Source organism: Priestia sp. AB (assembly GCF_028369225.1).
Lineage (GTDB): Bacteria > Bacillota > Bacilli > Bacillales > Bacillaceae_H > Priestia > Priestia megaterium.
This window is the reverse complement of the sequence record NZ_JAQMYN010000005.1, coordinates 246,555-271,126: the sequence shown is the minus strand read 5'-3', so window position 1 is coordinate 271,126 and position 24,572 is coordinate 246,555. Positions and strand designations below refer to the sequence as shown.

Here is a 24,572-nt window from a genome sequence, read left to right as displayed (position 1 = left end):
TAACTATATCACAAAAAATGAACAGTCATTCATTCCCGCATCAAAAAAATAGCAGAATAAATATATCCTGCTATTTTTGACAAGTAGGACAGTAATAAAGCCTTCTAGAAGCAGCTTGCACTTTTAAGATATGCGTGCCGTCAATTCGGCAAGCTTCTCCTTCACGGTTAAAAACCCAGTGGCGGTATTCAGAGCGCTTTTGGCCTTTCTTTTTTAACGTTTCAGCAAGCTTTACATCATTTGTAATGCCACCCGTTTCATAGGACTGTTTGACAAGAGAAATGGTTGCTTCAGCTGCCTTTTTAAGCTGTTCTTCCGTGCAGTCTACCGGACGAGATGCAGGATTAATTCCCGCTACAAATAGGATTTCACTGCGCAAGTAATTTCCAATCCCCGCTATAAAGCTTTGGTCTAGCAGCAGCGACGCCCATTTTCTGCGGTAAAATCGCTTAGAGTAAAAGCGATCTAAAAGCTCATCTGCCGTTACTTCTTCACTTAAAATATCCGGACCTACTCTTGATACAAAAGGATGAGCAGAAACTTCTTCATCACGCAATACTTCAATATCAGAAGCGCTATAGAGCAGCGCTGATTTCTTTTCATTATGAATAGCAAGACGCAGCTGTCTGTTTGTAGATGGATAATTGTAAGATGAACGTACATACCATTTTCCATAAAGCTGATTATGTGAATAAATGGTATAGCCATTGTCAAAACGAATAAGCATAGCCTTCCCTTTTGTATCTACCCTTTTAATACGAGCACCCGTTAATACTTCTTCGTAATGCTGTAAAGATGGAAAAGCAAACCATATCTCGCTAACGGGAAGACTAATAATCGCTTTTTCCACTTCATCGGCTGCTCGTCTAATTTCTGGACCTTCTGGCATATAATGAAACTCCTTTCTTGCCTAACTTTCTTCATTTATTATTTCGGTTTTATTTCTGCTTTGCAAGAAAGAAGCGGTTGAACGCTTCTTTTCCTAAAAGAACCTTTAAATTATGCATGACGGTTACTCTTATAGTAAAATGTTGCTACCTTTTTTTACTTTCTATAGTGTTTATCTTACTTCCTTTGACTTATACTAGTTGATAACCTTTTAGAAACTTGTTAATTATCTATATATGAGGAGTTTATTATGAACAATCAATCATTTTCTCCACTATCAGCCGCCGAGATGGCTGTTATTTGGAAGCAATATATGAACGATAAAGTAATTTCTTGTATGATTAAACATTTTCTGTGTCATGTAGACGATTTAGATATTCAAAAAGCGATTCAAGGTACACTGCATCACAACAAAAAACAGTGATGCGCTCACTGCTATCTTTTTAAAAGAAAATATGCCAATCCCGCTAGGTTTCGGCGAAGAAGACCTTAATGTTGAAGCTCCAAAATTATTTTCGGATTCTTTTTATTTGCTTTATTTGAAGCATATTTCAAACGATAAAGAACTCTTCTTAGGAAGCTATTTTGATGAAAAGCGGCCGTTAACGGTCATTGAAATTTCTCATATCGTGTCAAGCATACAGACGAACTTAATTGCAAAGGATTTAATTTTAGGGTTTGCTCAAACAGCTCCTTCTCAGGAAATTCAAGCTTTTTTGTTAAAAGGTAGAGAGCAGGTACAGCAGCACATTGAATCCCTGTCACAACCGCTAATGGTAGAAAACATACCGGTCACAATGAAGTGGGATTACGGAGTAGAAAAGTCTTCCGTTCCTCCATTTTCAGAAAAACTCATGATGTTTCACCTGGCCGCGATGATTACTGAAAATGTACGTGGATACGGGCTGGCGATGTCAACGAGCCCGCGTTTAGATCTCGCTTTAAACTAAAAAAACTTCACGAATGAAATTTTGGAATACGCCAAAGAAGTATCAAGAATAAGTATTGAACAAGGATGGCTAGAAGAGCCTCCGCATATTCCATTCCCAAAAATTCATTTGGAATAAAAATGAGATTGGGACATAACGAAATGAACCCAATCTAAAGACGAGCAATAGGGATATATGAAACCTACGTTCACCATGATTACAAAAAAAACACGAACTATTCATCCATTTTTGATGAATAGTTCGTGTTTAACTTTAACTACACTACTTTTGTCACACCCTCATTTTTTAGATTCTCTCCACAATAAATAAAGAAAATACGGAGCGCCGATAATGCCAATGATTAATCCAGCCGGAATTTCAATCGGAGGAGCAATTCCTCTCCCAATTAAATCTGCTGCTAGTACAAACAAAGCGCCAAGCAAAGCGGCTGTAGGAATCAATTTTTTGTGTCTCGGTCCCACTAACCGTTTGGCCACATGAGGAATAATAAGCCCTACAAAGCCAATTGTGCCAACCACCGATACAACCGCAGCCGTCATTGCCACTGCGCTTGCCAGCAATACTAGACGAATTAACTCTACTCTAGCCCCTAGTCCTCGAGCCACTTCATCACCTAGATGAATTAAATCTAACCGGGCAGCTAACAGCCAAATCAGCGGTACTAATATAACGACCCAGGGAAGTAAACCAATTAATTGATCCCATGTTCTTCCCCATAAGCTGCCACTCAGCCAAATCAGTGCCGCATTTACGTTTGGATTTGCTTTTGAAATTAACAAGTGAATACCGGATGAACAAAAAGCGCTGACTGCTACACCTATTAATGCAAATCGAATAGGTTCTACTCCTTTTTTATAAGCAAGCAAATAGACGATTACAAAGACAAGCGAGCCTCCTGCAAACGCAGCGACGGATAAAACAGATGGGGTTGCTAAAGGCAGTAAAATAGTGACTGCAACAGCTGCTAATCCTGATCCGCTTGATAGACCTAATGTATCTGGACTAGCGAGCGGATTTCTCATAATGGACTGTACGACGACTCCGGACACAGCTAGGCCGACTCCTGTTAAAATAGCCAGCAAAATACGAGGCAGACGAAATTCTACTAAAATGGACGTCAAGTCAGGATCGCCAATACCAATAAAAGACGTAATAATGTCTAGAGGAGGTATGTTAATGTCTCCTAAGCTAAGGCTTATCACACTCAGCGCTATAATTAAGACAGAAAGAATGATAAACAGGCCGACAGACTTGAATCGAGATGGCTGCTTTTTTGTTTTATTGACAGTCTGCATATAACTCATGCCTTCCTTTCTGTTTTTTTGCGTCTCGCTAAGTAAATAAAGTACGGCGTTCCGAGCAATGCTGTTACTGCACCTACAGGAGTCTCATACGGGTATGTAATAAATCGTGATAATACGTCTGCTAACAGCAATAAAGATGCACCAAGCAGCGCGCTCATTGGCAAAACGACCCGGTAATCTACACCTATTAAATAGCGTACCATGTGAGGAACAACAAGCCCTACAAAGCCAATGGGACCCGCAATTGCCACCGAAACACCTGCTAATACAATTACAACAACTGCAGTGAACGCTCTAATGGCAAAGACTCGCTGCCCGAGTCCTCTAGCTACGTCATCTCCTAAAGACAATAAAGAAGACGCTCTTCCCAGACCAAACGCAATAAGCAGGCCCGCGATGCTAAAAGGAACCAATACATGAACATGTCCCCAATCTCGCCCAATAACTGAACCGGTGAGCCAGAACATAACGCCTTCTGTTTTGCTTTCATTAAAAATCAGCAGCGTTTGCGTGAGAGACGTAAGCATACCTTGTATAGCAACACCTGTTAAAGCAAGCTTTACATCACTGTCGCCTCCTTTAATCAACGAACTCATGACATAAACAATAACAGCAGCAAATGCGCCCCCTAAAAATGCACCAAATACCCCACCAATCATGCTTACACTAGGCACTAAAACCGTTAAAAATACCATTGCCGCTGACGCGCCGGCATTAATACCAAAAATACCAGGAGAAGCTAATGGATTTCTAGTTAATGCTTGCATCAACGCTCCAGCGACAGCCAAATTAGCGCCAACAAATGCCGTTACCAGTAAGCGAGGCAGACGGACAGTTTGAATAATAGACTGTTCTTTTGACCCGTCAAAATTTAGTATAGCTTGCTTAATCGTTCCAAAAGAAATATGTATAGAACCGATGGAAATAGATAAAAACATTGAAATCAGTAAAAGAATAATAACCGCAAGAAAAATAGCTATTATACGAAGCGGAGATTTGTTTCTTTTGGATAAGCCGTGAACAGCTTTCATAGTAGACTGCGCCTCCTTTCATTTGAAAGTTCATTAAAAAGAAAAAAACAATCCCGCTGGATTGTTCTTTTCTTCGTTATTATTTGCCTTCAAACAATAACTTTTCTGCTTCATCTGCAATACCATTTGCACCTTGTACACTTCGGCGAAGAGACCATTTAAATACATCAACTTCATACACTTGATTATTTTTAACCGCTTTTAGCTCTTTCCATAATGGCTGTTTTGCTAAAGGCGTATGACCTTTTTCATTTCGCATAACAATGAGTTTGTCCGGATCTGCTTTTACAAGCTGTTCCATTGTCATTTTTACACTGTACTCTTTTGTAGGATCTGTTAATGCATTTTTGAAGCCTAATTGCTCAAGAACACCCGTTGTAAAGAAATTTGAAGTTCTAGCATTAATATTACCATTTGCATCAGCGATAACAAGTACATTGCCCGGATTTTTTGGTGCTTTTGCTTTTAAATCCTTCATTTTTTGCTTATGCTCTTCTACCACTTTTTCAACTTTTGCTTTCTTGCCAACCGCTTCTCCTACTTTTAACTCTGTATTTAGTAAATCATCGTAATTAGCATTTAAGTTTTTTAACTCAATCGTTGGCGCAATTTTCGATAATTCTTTGTATACATTTTTATGACGTTCTGAATCGGCGATAATCAAATCGGGCTTCAGCAGTTTAATCGATTCCAAGCTTGGCTGCGCTCGCGTGCCAACTGATTTGTATCCTTTGATTTCTTTTAGTACATCTTTATCAATAAGCTGTTCTGCTTTATCATCATCAGCTACTCCTACAGGTTTGATACCAGCATCTAACAATGCATCAATAAAGCCTAACTCTAATACGACTACTCGCTTTGGATTCTCTTTTACCTTTGTCTCTCCAAGCTCATGCTTGACCACTCTTGTTTTTTCACTTTTTTCATCAGCTGAATTTCCCTTATTCGTGCTGCTGCAGCCGATAAGCATTCCGATTGCCAGCATTGTAATAAAAGCCAGCAGTCCTATTTTTTTCTTATTCAAATGTCATTCCTCCTGCTTGTATCTTTATGTAGATAATCGACTCTTGAAACTGATAATCGTTATCATTATATCAGTTTTATCTATTTAAACAAGCTGATTCGTTATTTTTTATTTAAAAAAATTATATCTATTCTACAAAAAAGAGATTGAGATATAGCTACATCATTCCAATCTAAAGACGAACAAATGGGATATATGAGCTGAACTGCTTGAGACACGGCTAGAAGCAACTCAATATATGAAACCTACGTTCACCATCACCATAAAAAAATCCGAACGATTCATCGTTCGGATCTTCCTTCAACTAAACTATTTTTCTCCCAGCCTCTTTTTAGCAGACTTTCTATGAATATGGTGTAATAGGCGGCAGTTCACTGCTAAGACACCATTTCCCTATGTCACGCAGCTTATAAGCAATAGGATCGTGTAAGCTAATCGTCCGGGCGTTGCGCCAGTATCGATCAAATTTATACTGATCAGACGTGGCTCTCGCTCCCATCCCATCAAATATAGTAGAGGTAATATGTAAGACCGTTTTGACAGTAAATGTTTTGGCCAACGCAATCGCAACTCCGGACTCGCCCCGCTGCTGTTTCGTTAGCGCATCTTCTTTTTTCCATGCATGATCAAATTCTGCAACAGCTTTTTCTATAAGTGCTGAACAAGCATGAAGGTTTAAACTCATTTCACCGTATTGCTGAACAATGTACGGATCTTGCTCTGCTGCTTCAACGTCTGAACTTATCCACGGCTTTGTATGAGCCTTCACGTAAACTTTTGATTCTTCCAAAGCGCCTTGAGCAATACCGTACAATAAGTGAGTGAGCATAAGCTGAGCCATATGCGTTCGTACCGTAGGAAAAACCTTTTGCTCTTCAGCTGCTTTACGCAATATTTCTTCTTCATAAACGATAACATCTTCAAACTTTACACTTCCGCTATCCGTTTGGCGCTGGCCAAATCCATCCCAATTATCTTCAGTAACGATTCCGGCTCTATGAGTAGGAAGTACACATAGCAATACCTCACCGCTTCCTTCTTCTTGAGCCGATACTAACAAACGGTCTGAATCGGTTGCCCCGGAACAAAAACTCTTGCTTCCGCTGAGCATTAATCTTCCATTTTCTCGAACTGCTTTTAGTCCTGAATCTCTAGGGTTAAAGGCATTGCCCCAAAATAGCTGCTGAGCTGCTGTTTCTTTGTAAAAAGTTTTGTACTGCTCAGTACTTCCAAACAGAAACGTCGAACAAACCGTCAAATAATGATACCCCAACAAGTGCGCAAGTGAACTATCTGCTTTCGCAATGATATTCACGACTTTAAAAACAATCGGCCAGCCAGCTCCATAACCCCCGTATTCTTTAGGAATCGGGAGAGCTAAAAGACCGCTTTTTCTAAGCAAATTACGCTCATGTAGAGGCGTTCCACCTTCTCTATCTCTTTTTGCAGCGGTTTTGGAAAACTCTTTAGCCAACTGGTTAGCCAATTCAAGGATCTTCTCTTGAGACGCTGCAATCGTTTGGGTGTTGTTCATGATTACCCTCCTTTCTCACCTTTTAGCGGGTGTTTTATCATTCGCTTTCACTTCACCAAATGGACTGATAAATGTGCGCTCGTTCTCATCGTGCTTACGCTTAACTGGAAGCCTTGGAAACAAAAGCTCTGCTGTTCGATATGCTTCTTCTAAATGGGGATATCCAGATAAAATAAATGTTTCGATACCTAACTCTGCATATTCTTTGATTCGTTGTGCCACCGTATCAGCATCTCCTACTAAAGCAGTCCCTGCTCCTCCTCGAACTAAACCTACACCAGCCCATAGATTAGGGCTTACCTCTAGGTTTGAACGGTCACCTTGATGCAAGGCGCTCATACGTTTTTGACCTTCTGAATCCATTCGAGAAAATACTTTTTGGGCTGATTTAACAGCTTCTTCATCTACATGTTGAATCAGTTCATCTGCAGCTTTCCAGGCTTCTTCTTCAGTTTCACGAACAATGACATGAAGCCTGATGCCAAATCGAATTTCTCTTCCTGTCTGCTTTGCTTTTTCTTTCATGCTTTCAATTTTTTCTTTTACTTGTGCAGGAGGCTCTCCCCAAGTCAAATAGACGTCTATATGCCTTGAGGCAACGTCCATCGCTACAGGAGAAGAACCTCCAAAATAAAGGGGAGGATACGGTTTTTGGACTGGCGGATAAAGTACGTCGCCACCTTTAACACTCAAGTAGTCTCCGTCGAAGTGAACATCGGATTCATTTAATACCCTTCTCCATATCGTTAAAAATTCATCTGTCAGCTCATAGCGATCGTGATGGTTTAAAAACACTCCTTCTCCTTCTAACTCAACGGGATCTCCTCCTGCTACGACATTAATAAGGAGCCTTCCTTTCGAAAAGCGGTCAAATGTTGCAGCCATTCTTGCAGCTTGTGTAGGCGACATTAAACCCGGGCGTACCGCTACTAAAAACTTCAGATTTTCAGTGACTGGCACTAAAGTAGATGCAGCAATCCACGCGTCTTCACATGATTTTCCCGTTGGAAGCAAAACCCCGCTATATCCTAGCTCATCCGCAGCTTGTGCAACTTGTTTGCAATAAGAATAGCTTGCAGCCCTGGCTCCTTCATAGCTTCCTAAATAACGTCCATCTCCATACGTTGGAATAAACCAAAATAACTCCACTTGTATTCGCCCCTTTTTAAAGCTCCATAAAAAAAACTCCGTTATTACAAATAAACTGCAATAAGGACCCTCAGTTGTCTGATAGCTTCATTTTTTACTATTTTTAAATCAAGCATACGGATTAGGTGTAGGATACTGCTGATTTAACACCCAGTTCCCAACCGTTCGAAGCTTGTATTCAGCTGGATTATGAAGAGTATGAGTTCTTACATTACGCCAGAATCGATCGTATCCGTATTCAGCATGAACCGAACGCGCTCCCATAACTTCAAATATCTTACTTGTGATATCCAGTGCAGCATTACCAGCAAAAACATTGGCAGCCGCTACGTGAACTGCTAGGTTTCCACGTTCTTCTTCCGTTAATTTTCTGTCTTTTTCCCACGCTTCATCCAATATGAGAGCTGCTTCATCTGCAAGTGCACTGGCTGCTTTCGCTTGAATCCAGAGTTCACCGTATTTTCGCAGTATACCTGGATCATCCGAAGCTTTTTCTACTCCTGATGTTAACCAAGGCCTTGTTTTAGAAGCCGTGTAGTTTTGTGCTTCTTCAATTGCTCCCAAAGCGCTTCCTATAAAGACATTCGTTAAAATAATTTGCGACAGCGAGGCTCCAATAGTTGAAAAAGGAGTAGGTTTTTCAACAAAATCTTGAATCACTTCATGTTCTTCTATTCGTACATTTTTAAAATCTACATTTCCACTTCCCGTCTGTCTTTGTCCCATCGCATTCCAATCATCTTTAACGGTAATGCCTGTTCTGTCAGTAGGCACGACTCCGTTTAAATATTGCCCCGTTTCTCTGTCATTAAATGATAGCCATAAGTACTGAGAATCCGGTGAACCAGAACCGAACGCTTTCGTTCCATTTAATAGATAACCTTGTGATTGCTTGTCACCTTTTAGGCTTTCTACTAAAGGATTAGAGGCATTTCCCCAAAAAGCTTGCTGCTGAACAGATAAAGGATAAAAATAGGCCTGCTGTTCTTCTGTGCCTTTGATTCGAATATCTGAGACAAACAAGGAGTGATAGCCATATAAGTGACCCAATGCTGCATCGCCTTTCGCCAACTCTCGAACAATAGCTAAAACCGTTGACCATTTCCCGCCTTCTCCGCCATATTTTTGAGGAATTAATAAATTTAACAGCCCGCTTTTGCGAATAGCATCTTTTTGCTGTTTAGGTGTTCCGCCTTCTTTATCTCTTTGTGCTGCATCCTTTGCAAAAGAAACGGACAGCTTTTTTGCTTGATCAAGATAAATTTCTTCCTTTACAGTTGTTGCAGTCATGTTAAACTCTCCTTTTGGCTCGTCTTTCGATACTGAGCGCCATAGTGTTCATCAGGCAAGAAATGTGATTTTTTAAATAGCTTTTCTCTATAAGTTCCTTCGCTGTAATCTGTTTTGAATAAATCTCTTTCCTGCAAAACAGGAATCACTAAATCAATAAAATCAACAAACGTTCCCGGCGTGGTCACATAAGCCATATTAAACCCATCCATGCCTGTATCGTCTATCCACTCTTCCATAAAATCAGCTACTTGTTCCGGACTCCCCACAGTAACAGGTCCCATTCCTCCGATACTGACAAATTTCACTACCTCTTCTACCGTCCACTTTCTATCGGGATCACTTATTGTAAATTTCTCTAAAGCGGAACGAACTGAATTCGTCGCAATAAATTCAATAGGCTGTTCTGGTTCATAGGCAGAAACATCGATTCCCGTCCAGCCGCTAAACAGCGTAGCTGCTCCTTCGAAATTGACATAGCTCTCAAACTGAGCAAGCTTCTTCTCAGCCTCTTTTTCAGTTCGTCCAACAATTGGTGTAAATAAATTAAAAATTAATACGCTCTGTGGGTCTCTGCCTTCTGCGGCGATTTGAGCGCGCATTTTTTTCACATAATCTGCGGCTACTTTTTTAGTAGGAAAACTTGTAAAGATACACTCAGCATGTTTGGCGGCAAATGCTCTTCCTGGGGCAGAAGCTCCTGCTTGAAATAAAACTGGAGTTCGCTGCGGGGAAGGTTCTGATAAATGTACACCCGGAACACTAAACCACTTCCCTTTATGATTAATCGGATGAACCCGGTCTGGAAGTGTAAAGATCCCTTTTTCTTTATCTTTTACAACAGCTCCTTCCTCCCAACTTCCTTCCCATAATTTATAGCAAACTTCTAAAAATTCATCGGCAATATCATAACGGGTTTCATGCGTAAAATGTTCTTCTAATCCTAGATTAATTGACCCGCTTTCAAGATATGAAGTCACAATATTCCATGCAATACGTCCATTTGTTAAATGATCCAACGTCGAAAATTTTCGCGCAAACGCATAAGGCTTCTCATAAGTAGTAGACACCGTTACCCCAAACCCTAAATGCTTTGTTGCATATGCCATAGCGGAAATAAGCGCAGTTGGTTCATTCACTGGAAGCTGAGCAGCTTGTTTAAGAGCTCCTTCATTACTTTTCCTATAAACGTCATAAATACCTAATACATCGGCTAAAAACAAACCGTCAAACTTTCCTTTTTCCAATAACTTAGCTAACTTCACCCAGTAATCTAACGTTTTATATTCGGCCGCCTGATCACTTGGGTACGTCCACAAACCAGGTGTCTGATGTACAACACAATTCATATCAAACGCATTTAAATAAATATGTTTCCCCATAGAAACCTCCAAAACTAATTAAATACATAAATTAACTAAGAATTAAATCTGTTTGGAAGTAATCTTAAAACATATTCTTCCAGAGTGTCAACGAAACTTCTCTCTTTATAATGAAACATAAATGAAGCTATTACTAATGCTGAATTAGGATTTCTTTAAAGGTTATTGACTTATTATTGCAACAGTTAAAAAAACACTACGACGGCGTCTATACCTCTGTAGATAACCCTTTTTATTTGACTGAAGAAGCAGTAAAACAATAAAAAAAGCGCCACATTTTCTTTTGAAAAATGTGGCGCTTTTAGCGTTAGTCTTCAATACAAAGATACTGAATCACTTCTTTTAAACTTTTCTCTTTCATCGATTCGATGTGTAAGTGATATCTTTCGAACGACAGATGTTTAGTTAACGGATTTGGTACAATCACACAGCGCAAGCCTGCTGCCATAGCAGCTTTTGCTCCATTAGAAGAATCTTCAAATGCCAGAGCTTCAGAGGACTCTACTCCTAGCTTTTCAATTGCATTTCGGTAAAGAGCGGGATCTGGCTTCACTTTTTCTACATCATCGCGCGTTTGAATGACTTCAAAATAGTGCAGCAAATCTAGCTCTTTTAAAAATGCTGTTACCCAGTCACGATATGAGCTGCTTGCTAAACCAATTTTCAATCCAAGTTCTTTTGCTTCTGCCAAGTACTCCGCTACACCTTCTCGGGCTACTAATGATTTCATTTTTTCTTGATGACGTCTTAACGATTCTTGAGCTAGTTCCTCTTTTGTGAACTCATTGTTAAACTGCTGAAGCAAGTAATCGTAAAGTGCCGTAGCATCCGTTCCTACATAAGAAGCAAACGTTGCAATCGGTAGACCTACTCCCCTGTCTTCTAACATTTCGCGGTACACCTCGTACCATACAGATTCTGTATCAATAATTAATCCATCAAAATCAAACACAACTGCTTTAATCATAATTTACCTACCTTTTTCTATCTTATCGTTCTTACATAGTAACACGTTCAAAATACGTAATCCATAAATGTGGCTTCCTTAATAAGATAGGCTTAAACAGGTAGTTTCTATCCTTACTTTTCTCCGACTTTCATCAAAGGTGACATTTCTTCTGTTTCCTTAAACTCAATGGAAGACAGCTGCCTTCTAAAACCTTTCGTTGCATACACTAAATAAATTAAACCAGCAATCGCCCAGCCAATACCAAGTAAAAATGAATTGCGCTCCAAGTTAAGCCATAAAACGCCAATCGCTGCCGCTCCTAATAGTGGCATAATAATGTATGACCAAAAACCCTTAGCCGACCGGTGCTGCTTTTGATGAACAGCATAGTGCGCAATAACCGAAATATTAACAAAAGAAAACGCAATGAGTGCTCCAAAATTAATAAATGACGTAGCCGTTGCCAGACTGAAGAAAATGGCAGTTGCTGATACAACTCCGACTAATACAATATTTCGAGAGGGAGTGCGCAGCTTAGGATGAACATAACCAAAAAATGACTGAGGTAAAATTCGATCGCGTCCCATTACGTATAATAAACGCGAAACGCTTGCATGCGATGACATGCCTGACGATAATGTTCCTGCAATTCCTCCAGCTAAAAAGACAATTTGAAACAGCGTACCGCTCACATACATAGCAATTTCAGGAGCCGCAGCGTCTGGATGCTTGAATCCTTCTAACGTTGGAAAAACCGCTTGAATAAAATAAGATGTCACGGTAAACATGACTCCTCCGATTAACGCAACTAAAAAAATAGCTTGCGGAATCGTTTTTTTAGGATTAGGCGTTTCTTCTGATAACATAGCCACTGCATCAAATCCTAAATAGGAAAAACACATAAGTGTGGCTCCCGCTATTAGCCCTGATGACGTCATGTTCTGATTAAAGAAAGGCTTCATAGAAAAAAGAGTACCTTCCCCCATTCCTCCTAGCAAGGCTTTGATTGAAACAGCAACAAACAATACTAAAATCGTCATTTGAAATACAACAAGAAACGTATTGAAATTGGCGGTGAAATTAACGCTTCGTAAATTTAGCAGCGTAACGATAATGACGAAGCTGACAACCCAAATCCACGATGGTACCGAAGGAAAAATAGATGATAAATAAATTTGAAAAATAAGTGCGTTAACCATCGGTAAAAAGAGATAATCCATTAGTGCAGACCAGCCAACTAAGAATCCTAAATGTGGATTGATTGTCTTTTGCGTATATGTATAAGCTGACCCTGCATTTGGAAACACTTGAATCATCTTTTTGTAGCTTACTGCTGTGAGAAGCATCCCGACAAGGGCTATGATATAAGACGTGGGAACGTGTCCATTCGTCATATCAGACGCAATCCCAAACGTATCAAACACTACCATCGGAGTCATATATCCGATCCCCATTAATACAATCTGCCATAATTTCAACGACCTTTTTAATGTTACTGTTTCATGTTTCATTTATCTTCCCCCTTCTATTTATTAAGAACATTCTGACAATTAAATCCATAAATGCCTGTATTTAATTTCTTTATATAAAAATGAATGACTTTCATTCATTTTTATATAAAGAGTAGTTACATTTACTATAACAAATATATGATTTATTTCTTTAAGTTGGTAAGGGTCGCTAACAAACTATCTTTTTCTTTTATCATATTATGAAAGCGCTTTATTTTAAATAGCTATATGTTCCTAATCTCCTGCTATATCAACGCAGAAATACCCTCTGAATAAGAGGGATTTCTGCTTACAAGCCGTTATTCAATCATCGCATCCAATGACTCTCTTTTCGTTTTCACTGCAACTAAACTAGCAAAATCATGAATGATTGTAGCTGCAAGCAACGAGGTTATCTGAGTTGGATCATAAGAAGGCAGCACTTCCACCAGGTCAAATCCAACATAGTTAAATTCCGCCAGAGAACGGATCATTTTCAGCGTTTCTCTGCTGCTGAATCCGCCTACTTCAAGCGTTCCTGTTCCTGGTGCACAAGAAGGATCAACAAAATCAATATCAAACGTTAAAAAGCACGGCGTATCTCCAATCGCTGTCTTCATTTGCTCTAAAATCACTGAAAATCCTTGATGTTCAAGCTCTCCTGCCGTTACTACATGATAACCGAGGTCTTTGCTTTCTTGAACATCTCCCGGATGATTTAATGTTCCTCTGATACCGATTTGAAAGACCTTCTTTGGATCTACTAGCCCTTCTTCATATGCGCGTATAAAAGGAGATCCGTGCCAATATTTTTCATCGTAATACGTATCCCATGTGTCTGTATGAGAATCAAAATGAATCATAGCCACTGGACCATATCTTTTAGCAGCAGCACGAAGGCTTGCTAAGGTAATCGAGTGATCTCCTCCAATCCCAATTGGAACAATTCCTCTATCCATAAGAGTGCCTACCGCTTCTTCCATTAATTCATAGCTTCTGTGAATATTATGCGGAATAACGGGCACATCACCAATATCGATAGCATTTGTATCATCGAATGGATATACGTCGTGTACCGGGTGATAAGGAAACAGCGTCATGGAAGCTTGCCGAATTGCCTGAGGTGCAAAGCGTGCACCTACTCTGAAAGATGCTGCCGTATCAAACGGCATCCCTACTAGCCCTACTTTTGCATTTTCTCTTTCCGCTGGCAGCCTCATAAATGAGCCCGTTGTACAAAATTCTGGTTTGACATCTGGGGACAATGGATATTTCATAATTTACTCCTCCGTTTCAATGATTTCAATTAGTCGCTAGGCATTTTCACTACTAAAATCATTGAAAGCAATACGGGAATAAGAAACGTTTGCCGGCTCATATTCATTGCTCCTTGTTACATTTATTGGTGGTTCAGGTCATTTAATACTTTTTCAAATGTAGAAATGACTTGATCTACTTCTTCCGCTGAAATAGTCAACGGTGGCTCAATACGAATTGTTTTAGAATTTACAAGCGTTCCGGCTACTAGAATCCCTTCATCAAACATACCTTTAGAGAGTGCGTAGCCAATTTCATCTTGGTGAAACTCAATTCCAATCATTAAACCTTGCCCTCTGATTTCAAGTACTTTATCTCCATGTTTTTCAGCTGCATTCTTTAAACCAGCAAGGAAATATTCTCCCAGCTCTTTTGCACGGTTTGGCAGCTGTTCTTCAATCAACACGTTAATGGTTGCAATAGCGGCTGCGCAGGCAAGCGGGTTACCTCCAAACGTTGTTGTGTGCATAAACGGATTATCAAAGAAGCTTGAGAACACTTTTTCTTTTGCTACGACTGCCCCAGCAGGCATAACCCCTCCTCCAAACGCTTTAGCAAGACATAAAATATCGGGTACAACATCGTATAGTTCTGATGCAAACATTTCACCGGTACGTCCCATACCTGTTTGAACTTCATCAAAAATTAAGATAGCGTCGTACTCATCACATAGTGCACGCACTTCTTTTAAATAATTTTCAGGAGGAAGAATAATGCCGCCTTCTCCTTGAATTGGTTCTAATAAAACAGCTGCCACATCTTCCCCTACAAGCGCGCACGTTTCAAATGTTTTGCGCATCATGTCAATATCACCAAACGGTACGTGACGGAAACCTGGAATTAACGGCAGAAATGGTTTGCGGAACATTCCTTTTGCCGTACCTGATAAAGAACCTAGACTTTTTCCGTGAAAAGAACGTGTTGTGGAAATAAACGTTGTTCGATCACTATACATTTTCGCTAATTTTAAAGCGGCTTCTACACTTTCTGTTCCGCTATTTGTGAAAAAGGAATACTTCAAATCCCCCGGTGTAATATCTGCTAAAATTTTCGCAAGCATCGCACGAAGTGGATCTAATAAGTCTTGGCTATGGAGCGCTTGACGCTGAAGCTGATCTTGAACAGCTTTGACTACTTTAGGATGGCGGTGTCCCACGTTATAAATTCCAAATCCGCCCAAACAATCAATGTATTTTTTACCGTTTACATCCGTAAAACAAGAGCCTTCATCTGACCATTCCACAGCTGCAAACTGCGTATCCACCGTTACTGTTTTGCGATATTCTAAAAAGCCTGGGTTGACATGCTCACGAAATCCGTCTACTGTTTCTTTCGTAATCCACTGTGCTTCTTCAGCTGACACTTCGCTTTTTTCAATAAGTCCCAGCACTTTGTTGATATATTCGTTTACTTCACCATATGCTTTGTTTACCTCTTGATTTTTCGTCACTGTATTCATTTTAATATCGCTCCTTCTCTACTTTTTAATTTTTAAACCAGCCGATTGGCTCTACTTGTAAATTAATATTAATTTGTTTTACTTCTTGAAATTCTTCCAATCCAAACGTGCCCAGCCCTCGACCAATTCCGCTCTGCTTATATCCGCCCCAAGGCGCTTCGTTAAATGTAAAATGATATGTGTTTACCCAAGTGATGCCCGCACGCAGCTTTTTAATCACCCGAAGAGCTTTTGCGCCGTCGTTTGTAAACACACTGCCCGCCAAACCGTATTCCGTATCATTTGCAAGCTTAATAGCTTCTTTTTCGTCTTTAAACGTTTGAATAACAACAACGGGTCCAAAGATTTCATCTTGCACAATTTTCATATTTGACGTAACGTTACTAAAAACCGTAGGTTCTACAAAGAATCCTTTTTCCAATCCACTGCTGATGATTCGATTGCCTCCGCATACAAGGCGGGCGCCTTCTTGCTTTCCAATTTCGATGTACTTTAATACTTTTTTCATATGTTCTTCACTTACAAGAGGACCCATTTCAATCTCTTGATTCATTCCATTTCCTACTTTAATTTTTTGAGCACGCTCTGCAAAACGTTCGATAAATTTCTCAGCGATGCTTTCTTCTACTAAAATACGAGAACCTGCAGCGCAAATTTGGCCGCTCCCTGCAAAAATTCCAAATAAAGCATAATCTACAGCTGTTTCAAAATCAGCGTCAGCAAATATAACGTTCGGTGACTTTCCTCCAAGTTCTAAAGAGACTTTCGTCACATTCTCTGCTGCTTGACGCATAATGTGTTTTCCTGTTACCGTTCCGCCTGTAAAGGAAATCTTATCAACACGCTTATCTTGAATAAGCGTATTTCCCACAGTATCTCCGGCTCCCATAACAAGGTTTGCTACTCCTTTTGGCAATCCTACGCTTTCTAAAATCTCAAAAAGTTTTGTAGGAGTAACCGGTGTCACTTCAGAAGGTTTAAATACAATCGTGTTTCCTGCAGCTAAAGCAGGTGCAATTTTCCACACGCTCATCAACAGCGGATAATTCCAAGGTACAATCAGCCCGCACACCCCAATTGGTTCTTTTATAACCATTGCTTGTATAGGTGCAGGAACACTGTACGTTTGACCGTCTGGCTTTGTAATTAATCCAGCGTAATATCTAAAACAAGCAGCCGCATCTTCCACATCAGCCTCAGCTTCACGATATGGCTTTCCGCTATCCATTGTTTCTAGCGCTGCTAATTCTTCTTTCGCTTCTTCAAGCTTATCGGCAATTTTAAATAAGATAGCTGCTCTTTCAGATGCAGAAGTCTCAGACCAAATTCCGCTGTCAAAGGATTCTCGTGCTGCTGTAATCGCTGTTTTCATATCTTCTATGCTGCCTTCTGCAGCATATCCAATCACTTCACCTGTAGCTGGATTAACAGTAGGACGCTGCTTCTCTGCTTTTTTCCACTCTCCGTTTATGTACATATTTAAAGTTAACGTTTTAACGGCTGTACGATCCATAAGATACCTCCTTATTAAATAACGACTGATTGTCAGTCATTTTAAACTTTTAAAAACTTATAATTCTGATAATTAATTGTGTATTTTGAATGAATGTCAGTCATTTTGATAGGTGTAATATCAGCAGTGCTAATATTACATAGATGGCACAAGAGAACGCTTTAAGAATCGAAAAAGTTCTTCCTTCGATTGTTCAAGTGTGACATCTTGCTCTCGCCCGATATAAAAAAGTTCAGCAGCATTTTCAATCAAGTTGATCATCGTTTTAGCTGTCCATTTAACGTTAAGCTGTTTGATGACTTCATCTTTTTTCACTGCCTCATTTAATACCTGTTCAAACCAGTTGTAATAAGGTAAATAAATAGCTTCCCATGTTTCTAATGAATAGTCAAAAGCGAGCCCCGAATAGCATAAAACAAGAACATCTCTATATTCATCTGTTGTTTTATACGTTTCGTCAATCATTACCTCTAATGTACTTAAAAAATCTGTTGCTGTTTTAGCTCTTTCTTTAATTTTTTCAAGTGACAAAGAAAGTAAGTTCTCTGCAATAGCAGGAACAAGGGCATTTTTAGATCTGAAATAAAGATAAAAAGTTCCTTGAGCTACACCTGCACGCTTCACAATGTCTGAAATTGACGTTTTATCAAGCCCCTTTTCAGATATAACTTCAATCGCCGCCTGTAAGATTTTATCGTATTTTTCACTTGTGCTTGTAACCAACTCTTTCCCTCCACCTATAAAATGAATGACTTTCATTCATTTTACTATAAGCAACGCAAATTATGCAAGATAAAATTTTCTGAATCTTTAAATTTAATTAAAAAATCGGTCGCATGCCGGCTTCAAAAATATTTTTTTATTTTATCATTTTATCCTCGCTCTTTTTATATGTCTCACTGTTATTTCTCTTCCTTTCACCATCCAAAGTAAAAGCTGATACAACGCTCTTTAAGCAACTATTTTTCTGAAAAAGTATCTTTAATAGAAAGATACTTTTCTGCGTTTATTTATAAAGCTTTATCGGCTAATTACTCTTCACTTGAAGTTGACGGAGTAAAAAAAAGAGTGGTAACATGTAAAACTGATTCTACAGTCACTTATTTTATCCATTTATTTCCCATAATTTCTCGTAACTACGATGTACATTTTTAGCTAAAAATAACTTTATAACGCCGAAAAATCGCCCACTCTATTTCACATTTTATATTTTCTATGTTTACCACCTAAAAAAACCGGGTATACACTTCGTTGTGTTTAGCATCCATTCTACATATCAGTCAGATTGATTTAAAACTTTATAAAGGAGTTACATTGCATGAAGAAACTATTGTTAATCAGCATGATTTGTTTTCTTCTAGTTATTACTTCAGCTTGCGGCAACGGTAACGGGACATTTAAAGATAAAAAAACCATTACCATTGGCATGAATAACTATACTGAAAACATTGCCTACACGTATGTGTGGAAACACATTTTAGAAGATCGAGGCTACAAGGTTAGAACCGTTTTCTTAGAGAAAGCTGGTGTTTGGGTAGGAACAGCTAATGACGACATTGATATTTCATTTGCACCATGGCTCCCTACAACAGATGCGCCTTTTTACAAAAAGTATAAAAATCAAGTGAACATTGAAGATCCTTGGCTTAAAAATGCACGCTTAGGATTTGCAGTTCCAACCTATATGAAAGACGTAAATACAACAGAAGATCTTGCTAAGATTGCTTCTGATGTTGATAACAAAGTTATTGGAATTGACCCGGGCTCCAGTATTAACGGATTAGCTGAACAAGCGTTAAAGGACTATAACCTTAAAAACTATACGCTTGTAAAATCGTCTGAGGCAGCTATGCTCAGCGAACTGCGTAAAGCCTATGAGGCAAAAAAACCAATTGTTGTGACTATGTGGAATCCGCACTGGGCTTTTGCAGACTTTGATATCAAATACTTAAAAGATCCTAAAAATTCGTTTGGAGATCCTGACAACATTTACACAATGACAAGCAAGGAATTTAAAAAGACAAATCCTCAAGTTATAAAATGGATGAATAATGCACAGATGAATGATAAATTAATCAGTCCTCTTCTATCACAAGTCGAAAAATCTTCAAACCCTGAAGAAGCAGCACAGAAATGGGTAAAAAAACATAAAAAATTAATCGACAGTTGGACGCAAGAGTAATGAACGTAAAAGAAAACAACAATTGAGGTGGACATATGGAACACGTAAAATTAAAAGTACAAAATATAACCAAAGTGTTTGGTAAAAATCCGTCAAAAGCGATTGATTTACTTCAAAAAGGAAAAACAAAAAAAGAAATTCTAGAAGAAACAGGAATGACAATTGGAGTTAATCAAGCAAACTTCGAAATCAAATCCGGTGAAATCTTCGTCATTATGGGCCTGTCTGGAAGCGGTAAATCCACTTTAGTTCGTATGTTTAACCGCCTTGTTGAACCAACATCTGGATCTCTTATTTTAGACGGTGACGATGTAGTAAAAATGAACAAAGAGGAACTTCGCGACATGCGCCGAAAAAAAATGAGCATGGTTTTCCAAAACTTTGCCCTATTCCCTCACCGTACGGTTCTTGATAACACAGAATACGGATTAGAAGTTCAAGGTACACCAAAAGCCGAACGTGAAAAGAAAGCAAAAGAAGCGCTTGAATTAGTAGGTTTGAAAGGATACGAACATCAATATCCCGGTGAACTGAGCGGCGGTATGCAGCAGCGCGTCGGACTGGCCCGAGCACTTGCCAATGATCCGGACATTTTATTAATGGATGAAGCATTCAGTGCGCTAGATCCGCTTATTCGTAAAGACATGCAAGATTTCTTACTGGAGCTTCAAGAAAAAATGGAACGTACAATCATTTTTATTACCCATGACCTTGATGAAGCTCTTCGAATCGGAGATCGCATCGTTTTAATGAAAGACGGCAGTGTTGTGCAGGTAGGAACACCTGAAGAAATTATGACAAACCCTGCCAATGATTATGTAGAGCGCTTTGTCGAAGACGTTAATGTAGCTAAAGTATACACAGCTGAAAGCGTGATGAACCGTGCCGAATCCATTACCGTAGACCGAGGTCCGCGCGTGGCGCTTAAAATTATGCAAGAAGCTGGTTATTCAAGCATCTACGTCGTAGACAAGAAAAAAACGCTTCTAGGAGTTGTAACGGCAGATGATATTAGCCGCGCCATTAAACAAGATAAACTGACAGCAGACGTATTAGATACGGATATTCCGACTGTTACAACAGATACGCTACTAGAAAACTTGTACGACAAAATGGTTATCAGCCGCTTTCCGCTGCCGGTTATAGATGAAAACCATCGTCTGCGCGGCATCATAAAAAAAGAACGAGTGATTGAAGCACTCGCCGGTACTGATAGTAATGAGGTGAACGTAAATGAATAGTATTCCTAAAATTCCCGTTGGCAATTGGATTGACCATTTTGTTACGTTTTTAAATGATAATATCAAAGGGTTTTTTGATGTTATTTCAGCTATTGTCGATGGTATTGTAAGTTTTATTGTACTAGTGCTAACCTTTCCACCCGCATTGATTTTAATCTTAATTGTCGGAATCATTGCTTGGTTTTCAAGTAAAAAATGGTCATTTACTATTTTATCGATGATTGGCCTGTTATTTATTCTTAATCTTGGCTACTGGCAAGAAACCATGGACACACTAGCCCTCGTTTTAACAAGCGTACTGATTTCAATTATAGTAGGAATTCCGCTTGGCATTTGGGCATCTCAAAGCGAAAAGACGGCTCGAATTATTACGCCAATCTTAGACTTTATGCAAACAATGCCCGCATTTGTTTATTTGATTCCAGCACTTTTCTTCTTTGGAATTGGTGTGGTACCAGGTGTTATCTCATCTGTTATCTTTGCAATGCCTCCAACGATTCGCTTAACGAACCTAGGTATTCGTGAAGTACCCGCTGACTTAGTAGAAGCAGCAAATGCCTACGGTTCAACAACAAAACAAAAATTATTTAAAGTACAGCTTCCATTAGCTACAAAAACAATTATGGCAGGAATTAACCAAAGCATCATGCTATCTCTTTCAATGGTCGTTATTGCCTCTCTTGTAGGTGCTCCGGGACTTGGTGCGGAAGTATATCGTGCAGTTTCTCGACTTGAAGTCGGCACGGGCTTTGAAGCCGGAATTTCGATCGTTATTTTAGCGATTATTTTAGACCGTATTACGCAATATTTTGGAAATCGCTCAAACCAACGAGCATAAGTAAAAAAAGAAGCCAACTCACCGGAGTTGGCCTCTTTTTATTTATTTTTGTAACACGCTACAAAGATTGCTTCTCCTTGAAACGATTCAATTCCCTGTTGATTCGTTTTGATGTCGAAAAACTGCTTAAATCCGCTTGGTATATTCAGCATATATTGAGTAAGCTCACGCTTTGTCTCTTCCGAAACATTCATCATCCCGCACCAGTCATCAAATAAAAAGCGCTTTGAGAAAGTTGTCAGCACTTCTGTACGGAATCCTTGCATTTCAAGCATAGAAAGCCACTCTGTCTTTTTATAAGCACGATAATGGCTTGGATCTCTTGTCTTTTCAACTCGATTATAAAACTCGTCATAAGCATTCACTTCCGGTGCTACATTATCAATGAGCAAGAACTGTCCGCCTGGCTTTAACACTCGGTACACCTCTTTGATGAACTGTTTAATATTAGGAAAATGGTGCGGTGCAATTCTGCACGTTACTGTATCAAACTCGTCATCTTGAAATGGCATATCTTCAGCATCTCCTTGAACAAACGATACATTTTCATAACCATTTTCTTTAATGAAGCCTTCAGCACTTTGCAGCATTTGAGGAGTTAAGTCAAAAGCCGTTACTTCTTGAAAGACAGGTGCTAACTTATTTGCCACGTGTCCTCCTCCTGTCGCTACATCAAGCAGCTTTCCTCCTCTATTTTCTTCAGCAATTTCCGCTAAAACCGCTAAATCTTTGCCTTTCGCATGACCTTTACTTTTGACATACTTTCCGGCATTCCCCCCGAACTGACTGACCACCATTTCTTTATTACTCATCTTTTCTCCCCCCATTTCTCTCTTTAAAACTCTCTATTACTTTGCCTAGTGCATTCACATATTTATTATGACACGTGTGAATGTATTCTTTTTCTTTCTCCCCACTGATGAAACAATCGAAACAGCGGAGGAAGAAGCAGCCAAATGGTTAAAATCCGAAGCACTTGGACCGCTACTACTAACGTCGAATCAGCCTGCAATACAATGGATGTAGTCGCCATTTCTGCAATGCCCCCAGGAGCAAACGCTAAAATAGACGTGATAAGCTCAATTCCAGTTATTTTGGAGACTACTAGTGCACATACGAACATAGCGGCGATTAAGCCGATTGTATTAATAAGCGCAACAACCATAATTTTTTTTACGCCAACAAACATTTCTTTATGAAAGCGAGAACCAACGCTTGAAGCAATAAAAATTTGCGACAAAATCATCACAGAATGAGGCCAGTATGCTTGAAGATTATACCCTGCGTACGATGAAGCAGCTGTTTGAACAATCGCAACAGTAAGCATCCCTCCTACTAACCAAGGCGCAGGAAATTTCAGTTTTTTTCCTATATAATAGCCTACTACTGCTGTAACGATTAAAACGCCTGTCCATAACAGTGATCCCCATTGAAAAACGCTTGGGGTAACTGACACTGCATGCCGTCCTGTATTACTTCCCCAATAAACCACAAATAAAGGAACAGCAAGCACAACTAAAAACACGCGCATCGTTTGAATAATGCTTACAACTGCCGTATTGGCTCCTACCTCTTCAGCCATGCCTGGCATTGCGCTCATTCCTCCAGGAGTCGTACCGAAAAAGCTTGTTAATAAATCTGTGGAACTGAACTTCCATAGCAAATAACCGGATAAAAGAGAAAAAACAACGGACAGCAAAAGCATGATCGTAATGGTGGACCAGTGAGATTGAAACGTAGTTAATACAGACAAGTTAATCTTTTGACCTAATTCAATCCCTAAAATACACTGTCCTGCGTACAGCCAATATTTTGGAATACCTTTTTTGCTCGTTTGAGATAAAAAACGCGGCTTCCGAAAAGTTAGAATAGCAGCTAAAATGAGGGTCCCAAGCATCCAGCCAATGGATAAGCCTGTTAACGATAGAAGAAATCCTCCCACGCATGTTAATAAAATAAAAAATATAGATTGTAAAAAAATAATTCTTGCGTTCATATCTACTTCCTTCCTTCTACAAGGCTTTTCTTTCTTACACCGAACATTCTTCTTCTTAACTATAGTATAATTTTAGAGATAATTAAAATATCGAAATTTTATTATAAACCATTCATTTTTTTTATTCCTGGAGGGGTAGTATGGACGATCGAGATTGGCTTATTCTACAAGTGTTGTATCGAGAAAAAAACATTACAAAAGCAGCCAAGGAGCTATTTATATCTCAGCCTGCGCTTACGCATAGACTGCAGCAGATGGAGAAGGAATTTCATGTTCAGATTGTGAACAGAGGGCGCCGCGGAGTTCAGTTTACACCGCAGGGAGAATATTTAGTGAAGTGCGCAGAAGAAATGCTGCTTACGGTCCAAAAAATAAAAGAAAATGTGTTAAACATGGATGATCAATTAACCGGTACTTTACGTCTAGGAGTGTCTAACTTTTTTACTGACTACAAACTCCCTGGGCTATTACGCTTATTTAAAGAGCGATTTCCCGACGTGGAATTCAAAGTCACGACCGGATGGAGCAGCGACATGGCTCATCTTCTTTATAAGCACGATGTTCATATTGCGTTTGTAAAAGGTGATTATAACTGGCAGGATCAGAAAGAGCTGCTTTTTAAAGAAACAATTTGCATTGCGTCTGCACAGCCTGTCGACATAAACAACCTTCCCAATCTACCTCGGATTGACTATCACCAAGATCGTTTTTTAAAAACATCTGTTGATAACTGGTGGGCTGAAAATTACTCTCAGCCTCCCCTTGTCAGTATTGAAGTGGATAAAGCAGAAACATGCAAAAAGATGGTTGTAAACGGACTCGGTTACGCGATTTTGCCGAGTATGCTGCTTGATGACGCAGCAGAGATTTACAGATACACGTTAAAAACAAAAGACCAGCAGCCTTTAACGCGCAGTACATGGATGTTTTATCATGAGGATTCATTAAAGATTAACATCGTAAAAGCTTTTATTGAGTTCATTCAAAACTTGGATTTAAAAGATGTACACTGATAGAAAGAGGTTAAGACATACC

At 39.4% G+C, this 24,572-nt stretch carries 21 protein-coding genes and 1 pseudogene; 6 read left to right on the top strand and 16 right to left on the bottom strand.

Annotation, left to right across the window (positions count from 1 at the left end; translation table 11 throughout):
- Positions 1–70: 70 nt before the first annotated feature.
- Positions 71–889 carry an endonuclease VIII gene (gene nei, locus POF52_RS17430; RefSeq protein WP_016763169.1) on the bottom strand — a complete coding sequence of 273 codons (819 nt, stop codon included), beginning with the start codon at positions 887–889 and terminating at the stop codon, positions 71–73.
- Between the two features lie 249 nt (positions 890–1,138).
- On the opposite strand from nei, the pseudogene POF52_RS17425 reads away from it, so the two are divergent.
- Positions 1,139–1,379, top strand: a pseudogene (locus POF52_RS17425) (DUF3231 family protein); the annotation flags it as partial.
- A 138-nt stretch (positions 1,380–1,517) separates the two neighbouring features.
- Positions 1,518–1,838 carry a DUF3231 family protein gene (locus POF52_RS31175; protein ID WP_416434306.1) on the top strand — a complete coding sequence of 107 codons (321 nt, stop codon included), beginning with the start codon at positions 1,518–1,520 and terminating at the stop codon, positions 1,836–1,838.
- Positions 1,839–2,116: 278 nt separating this feature from the next.
- On the opposite strand, the gene POF52_RS17415 is transcribed toward POF52_RS31175, so the two are convergent.
- The 13 genes from POF52_RS17415 to POF52_RS17355 all read right to left on the bottom strand — a co-directional run bounded on the left by POF52_RS17415 (position 2,117) and on the right by POF52_RS17355 (position 18,003).
- On the bottom strand, positions 2,117–3,133 hold the full coding sequence (locus tag POF52_RS17415) for a FecCD family ABC transporter permease (protein WP_034654110.1): 1,017 nt from the start codon (positions 3,131–3,133) through the stop codon (positions 2,117–2,119).
- A 5-nt stretch (positions 3,134–3,138) separates the two neighbouring features.
- Positions 3,139–4,173, bottom strand: coding sequence for a FecCD family ABC transporter permease (locus POF52_RS17410; protein ID WP_016763166.1), 1,035 nt, complete (start codon positions 4,171–4,173; stop codon positions 3,139–3,141).
- A 79-nt stretch (positions 4,174–4,252) separates the two neighbouring features.
- Positions 4,253–5,197, bottom strand: coding sequence for an ABC transporter substrate-binding protein (locus tag POF52_RS17405; RefSeq protein WP_016763165.1), 945 nt, complete (start codon positions 5,195–5,197; stop codon positions 4,253–4,255).
- Positions 5,198–5,540: 343 nt separating this feature from the next.
- Positions 5,541–6,731, bottom strand: a complete 1,191-nt coding sequence (locus tag POF52_RS17400) for an acyl-CoA dehydrogenase family protein (protein WP_271993659.1) — start codon at positions 6,729–6,731, stop codon at positions 5,541–5,543.
- A gap of 15 nt (positions 6,732–6,746) precedes the next feature.
- Positions 6,747–7,880, bottom strand: a complete 1,134-nt coding sequence (gene ssuD / locus POF52_RS17395; protein WP_271993657.1) for an FMNH2-dependent alkanesulfonate monooxygenase — start codon at positions 7,878–7,880, stop codon at positions 6,747–6,749.
- A gap of 108 nt (positions 7,881–7,988) precedes the next feature.
- Complete coding sequence (locus tag POF52_RS17390) at positions 7,989–9,170, bottom strand: acyl-CoA dehydrogenase family protein (RefSeq protein WP_271993655.1); 1,182 nt, start codon at positions 9,168–9,170, stop codon at positions 7,989–7,991.
- A complete protein-coding gene (locus POF52_RS17385; protein WP_074893961.1) occupies positions 9,167–10,552 on the bottom strand; it encodes an LLM class flavin-dependent oxidoreductase in 1,386 nt (461 codons plus the stop codon). Before POF52_RS17385 ends, POF52_RS17390 begins: the two co-directional genes overlap by 4 nt.
- Before the next feature lie 307 nt (positions 10,553–10,859).
- Entirely contained in the window at positions 10,860–11,516 is a 657-nt protein-coding gene (locus POF52_RS17380) for an HAD family hydrolase (protein WP_176585152.1), read from the bottom strand.
- Positions 11,517–11,632: 116 nt separating this feature from the next.
- On the bottom strand, positions 11,633–13,012 hold the full coding sequence (locus POF52_RS17375; RefSeq protein WP_271993652.1) for an APC family permease: 1,380 nt from the start codon (positions 13,010–13,012) through the stop codon (positions 11,633–11,635).
- Between the two features lie 299 nt (positions 13,013–13,311).
- On the bottom strand, positions 13,312–14,268 hold the full coding sequence (gene speB, locus POF52_RS17370; protein ID WP_176585025.1) for an agmatinase: 957 nt from the start codon (positions 14,266–14,268) through the stop codon (positions 13,312–13,314).
- Positions 14,269–14,390: 122 nt separating this feature from the next.
- Positions 14,391–15,767, bottom strand: coding sequence for a putrescine aminotransferase (locus POF52_RS17365; RefSeq protein ID WP_271993649.1), 1,377 nt, complete (start codon positions 15,765–15,767; stop codon positions 14,391–14,393).
- 25 nt (positions 15,768–15,792) lie between these two features.
- A complete protein-coding gene (locus POF52_RS17360) occupies positions 15,793–17,280 on the bottom strand; it encodes an aldehyde dehydrogenase family protein (RefSeq protein WP_271993647.1) in 1,488 nt (495 codons plus the stop codon).
- 135 nt (positions 17,281–17,415) lie between these two features.
- Positions 17,416–18,003, bottom strand: coding sequence for a TetR family transcriptional regulator (locus POF52_RS17355; RefSeq protein WP_271993645.1), 588 nt, complete (start codon positions 18,001–18,003; stop codon positions 17,416–17,418).
- A 595-nt stretch (positions 18,004–18,598) separates the two neighbouring features.
- Between POF52_RS17355 and POF52_RS17350 the strand changes: the two genes are divergently transcribed.
- Genes POF52_RS17350 through POF52_RS17340 form a run of 3 tightly spaced genes read left to right on the top strand, consistent with a single transcriptional unit; the run spans position 18,599 to position 21,541 of the window.
- Positions 18,599–19,462 carry a glycine betaine ABC transporter substrate-binding protein gene (locus tag POF52_RS17350; protein ID WP_271993643.1) on the top strand — a complete coding sequence of 288 codons (864 nt, stop codon included), beginning with the start codon at positions 18,599–18,601 and terminating at the stop codon, positions 19,460–19,462.
- 35 nt (positions 19,463–19,497) lie between these two features.
- Complete coding sequence (locus tag POF52_RS17345) at positions 19,498–20,703, top strand: quaternary amine ABC transporter ATP-binding protein (RefSeq protein WP_271993641.1); 1,206 nt, start codon at positions 19,498–19,500, stop codon at positions 20,701–20,703.
- On the top strand, positions 20,696–21,541 hold the full coding sequence (locus POF52_RS17340; RefSeq protein WP_013081885.1) for an ABC transporter permease: 846 nt from the start codon (positions 20,696–20,698) through the stop codon (positions 21,539–21,541). The genes POF52_RS17345 and POF52_RS17340 overlap by 8 nt, the downstream gene beginning before the upstream one ends.
- Before the next feature lie 38 nt (positions 21,542–21,579).
- Here POF52_RS17340 and POF52_RS17335 read toward each other — a convergent pair whose 3' ends face one another.
- Together POF52_RS17335 and POF52_RS17330 are read right to left on the bottom strand one after the other, a co-directional pair.
- Positions 21,580–22,353: a class I SAM-dependent methyltransferase gene (locus POF52_RS17335; protein ID WP_176585031.1), complete on the bottom strand. Its 774-nt coding sequence runs from the start codon at positions 22,351–22,353 to the stop codon at positions 21,580–21,582.
- Between the two features lie 65 nt (positions 22,354–22,418).
- A complete protein-coding gene (locus POF52_RS17330; RefSeq protein WP_271993637.1) occupies positions 22,419–23,537 on the bottom strand; it encodes an AbrB family transcriptional regulator in 1,119 nt (372 codons plus the stop codon).
- 140 nt (positions 23,538–23,677) lie between these two features.
- Between POF52_RS17330 and POF52_RS17325 the strand changes: the two genes are divergently transcribed.
- Complete coding sequence (locus POF52_RS17325; RefSeq protein WP_014461439.1) at positions 23,678–24,550, top strand: LysR family transcriptional regulator; 873 nt, start codon at positions 23,678–23,680, stop codon at positions 24,548–24,550.
- The last annotated feature ends 22 nt before the right edge of the window (positions 24,551–24,572 follow it).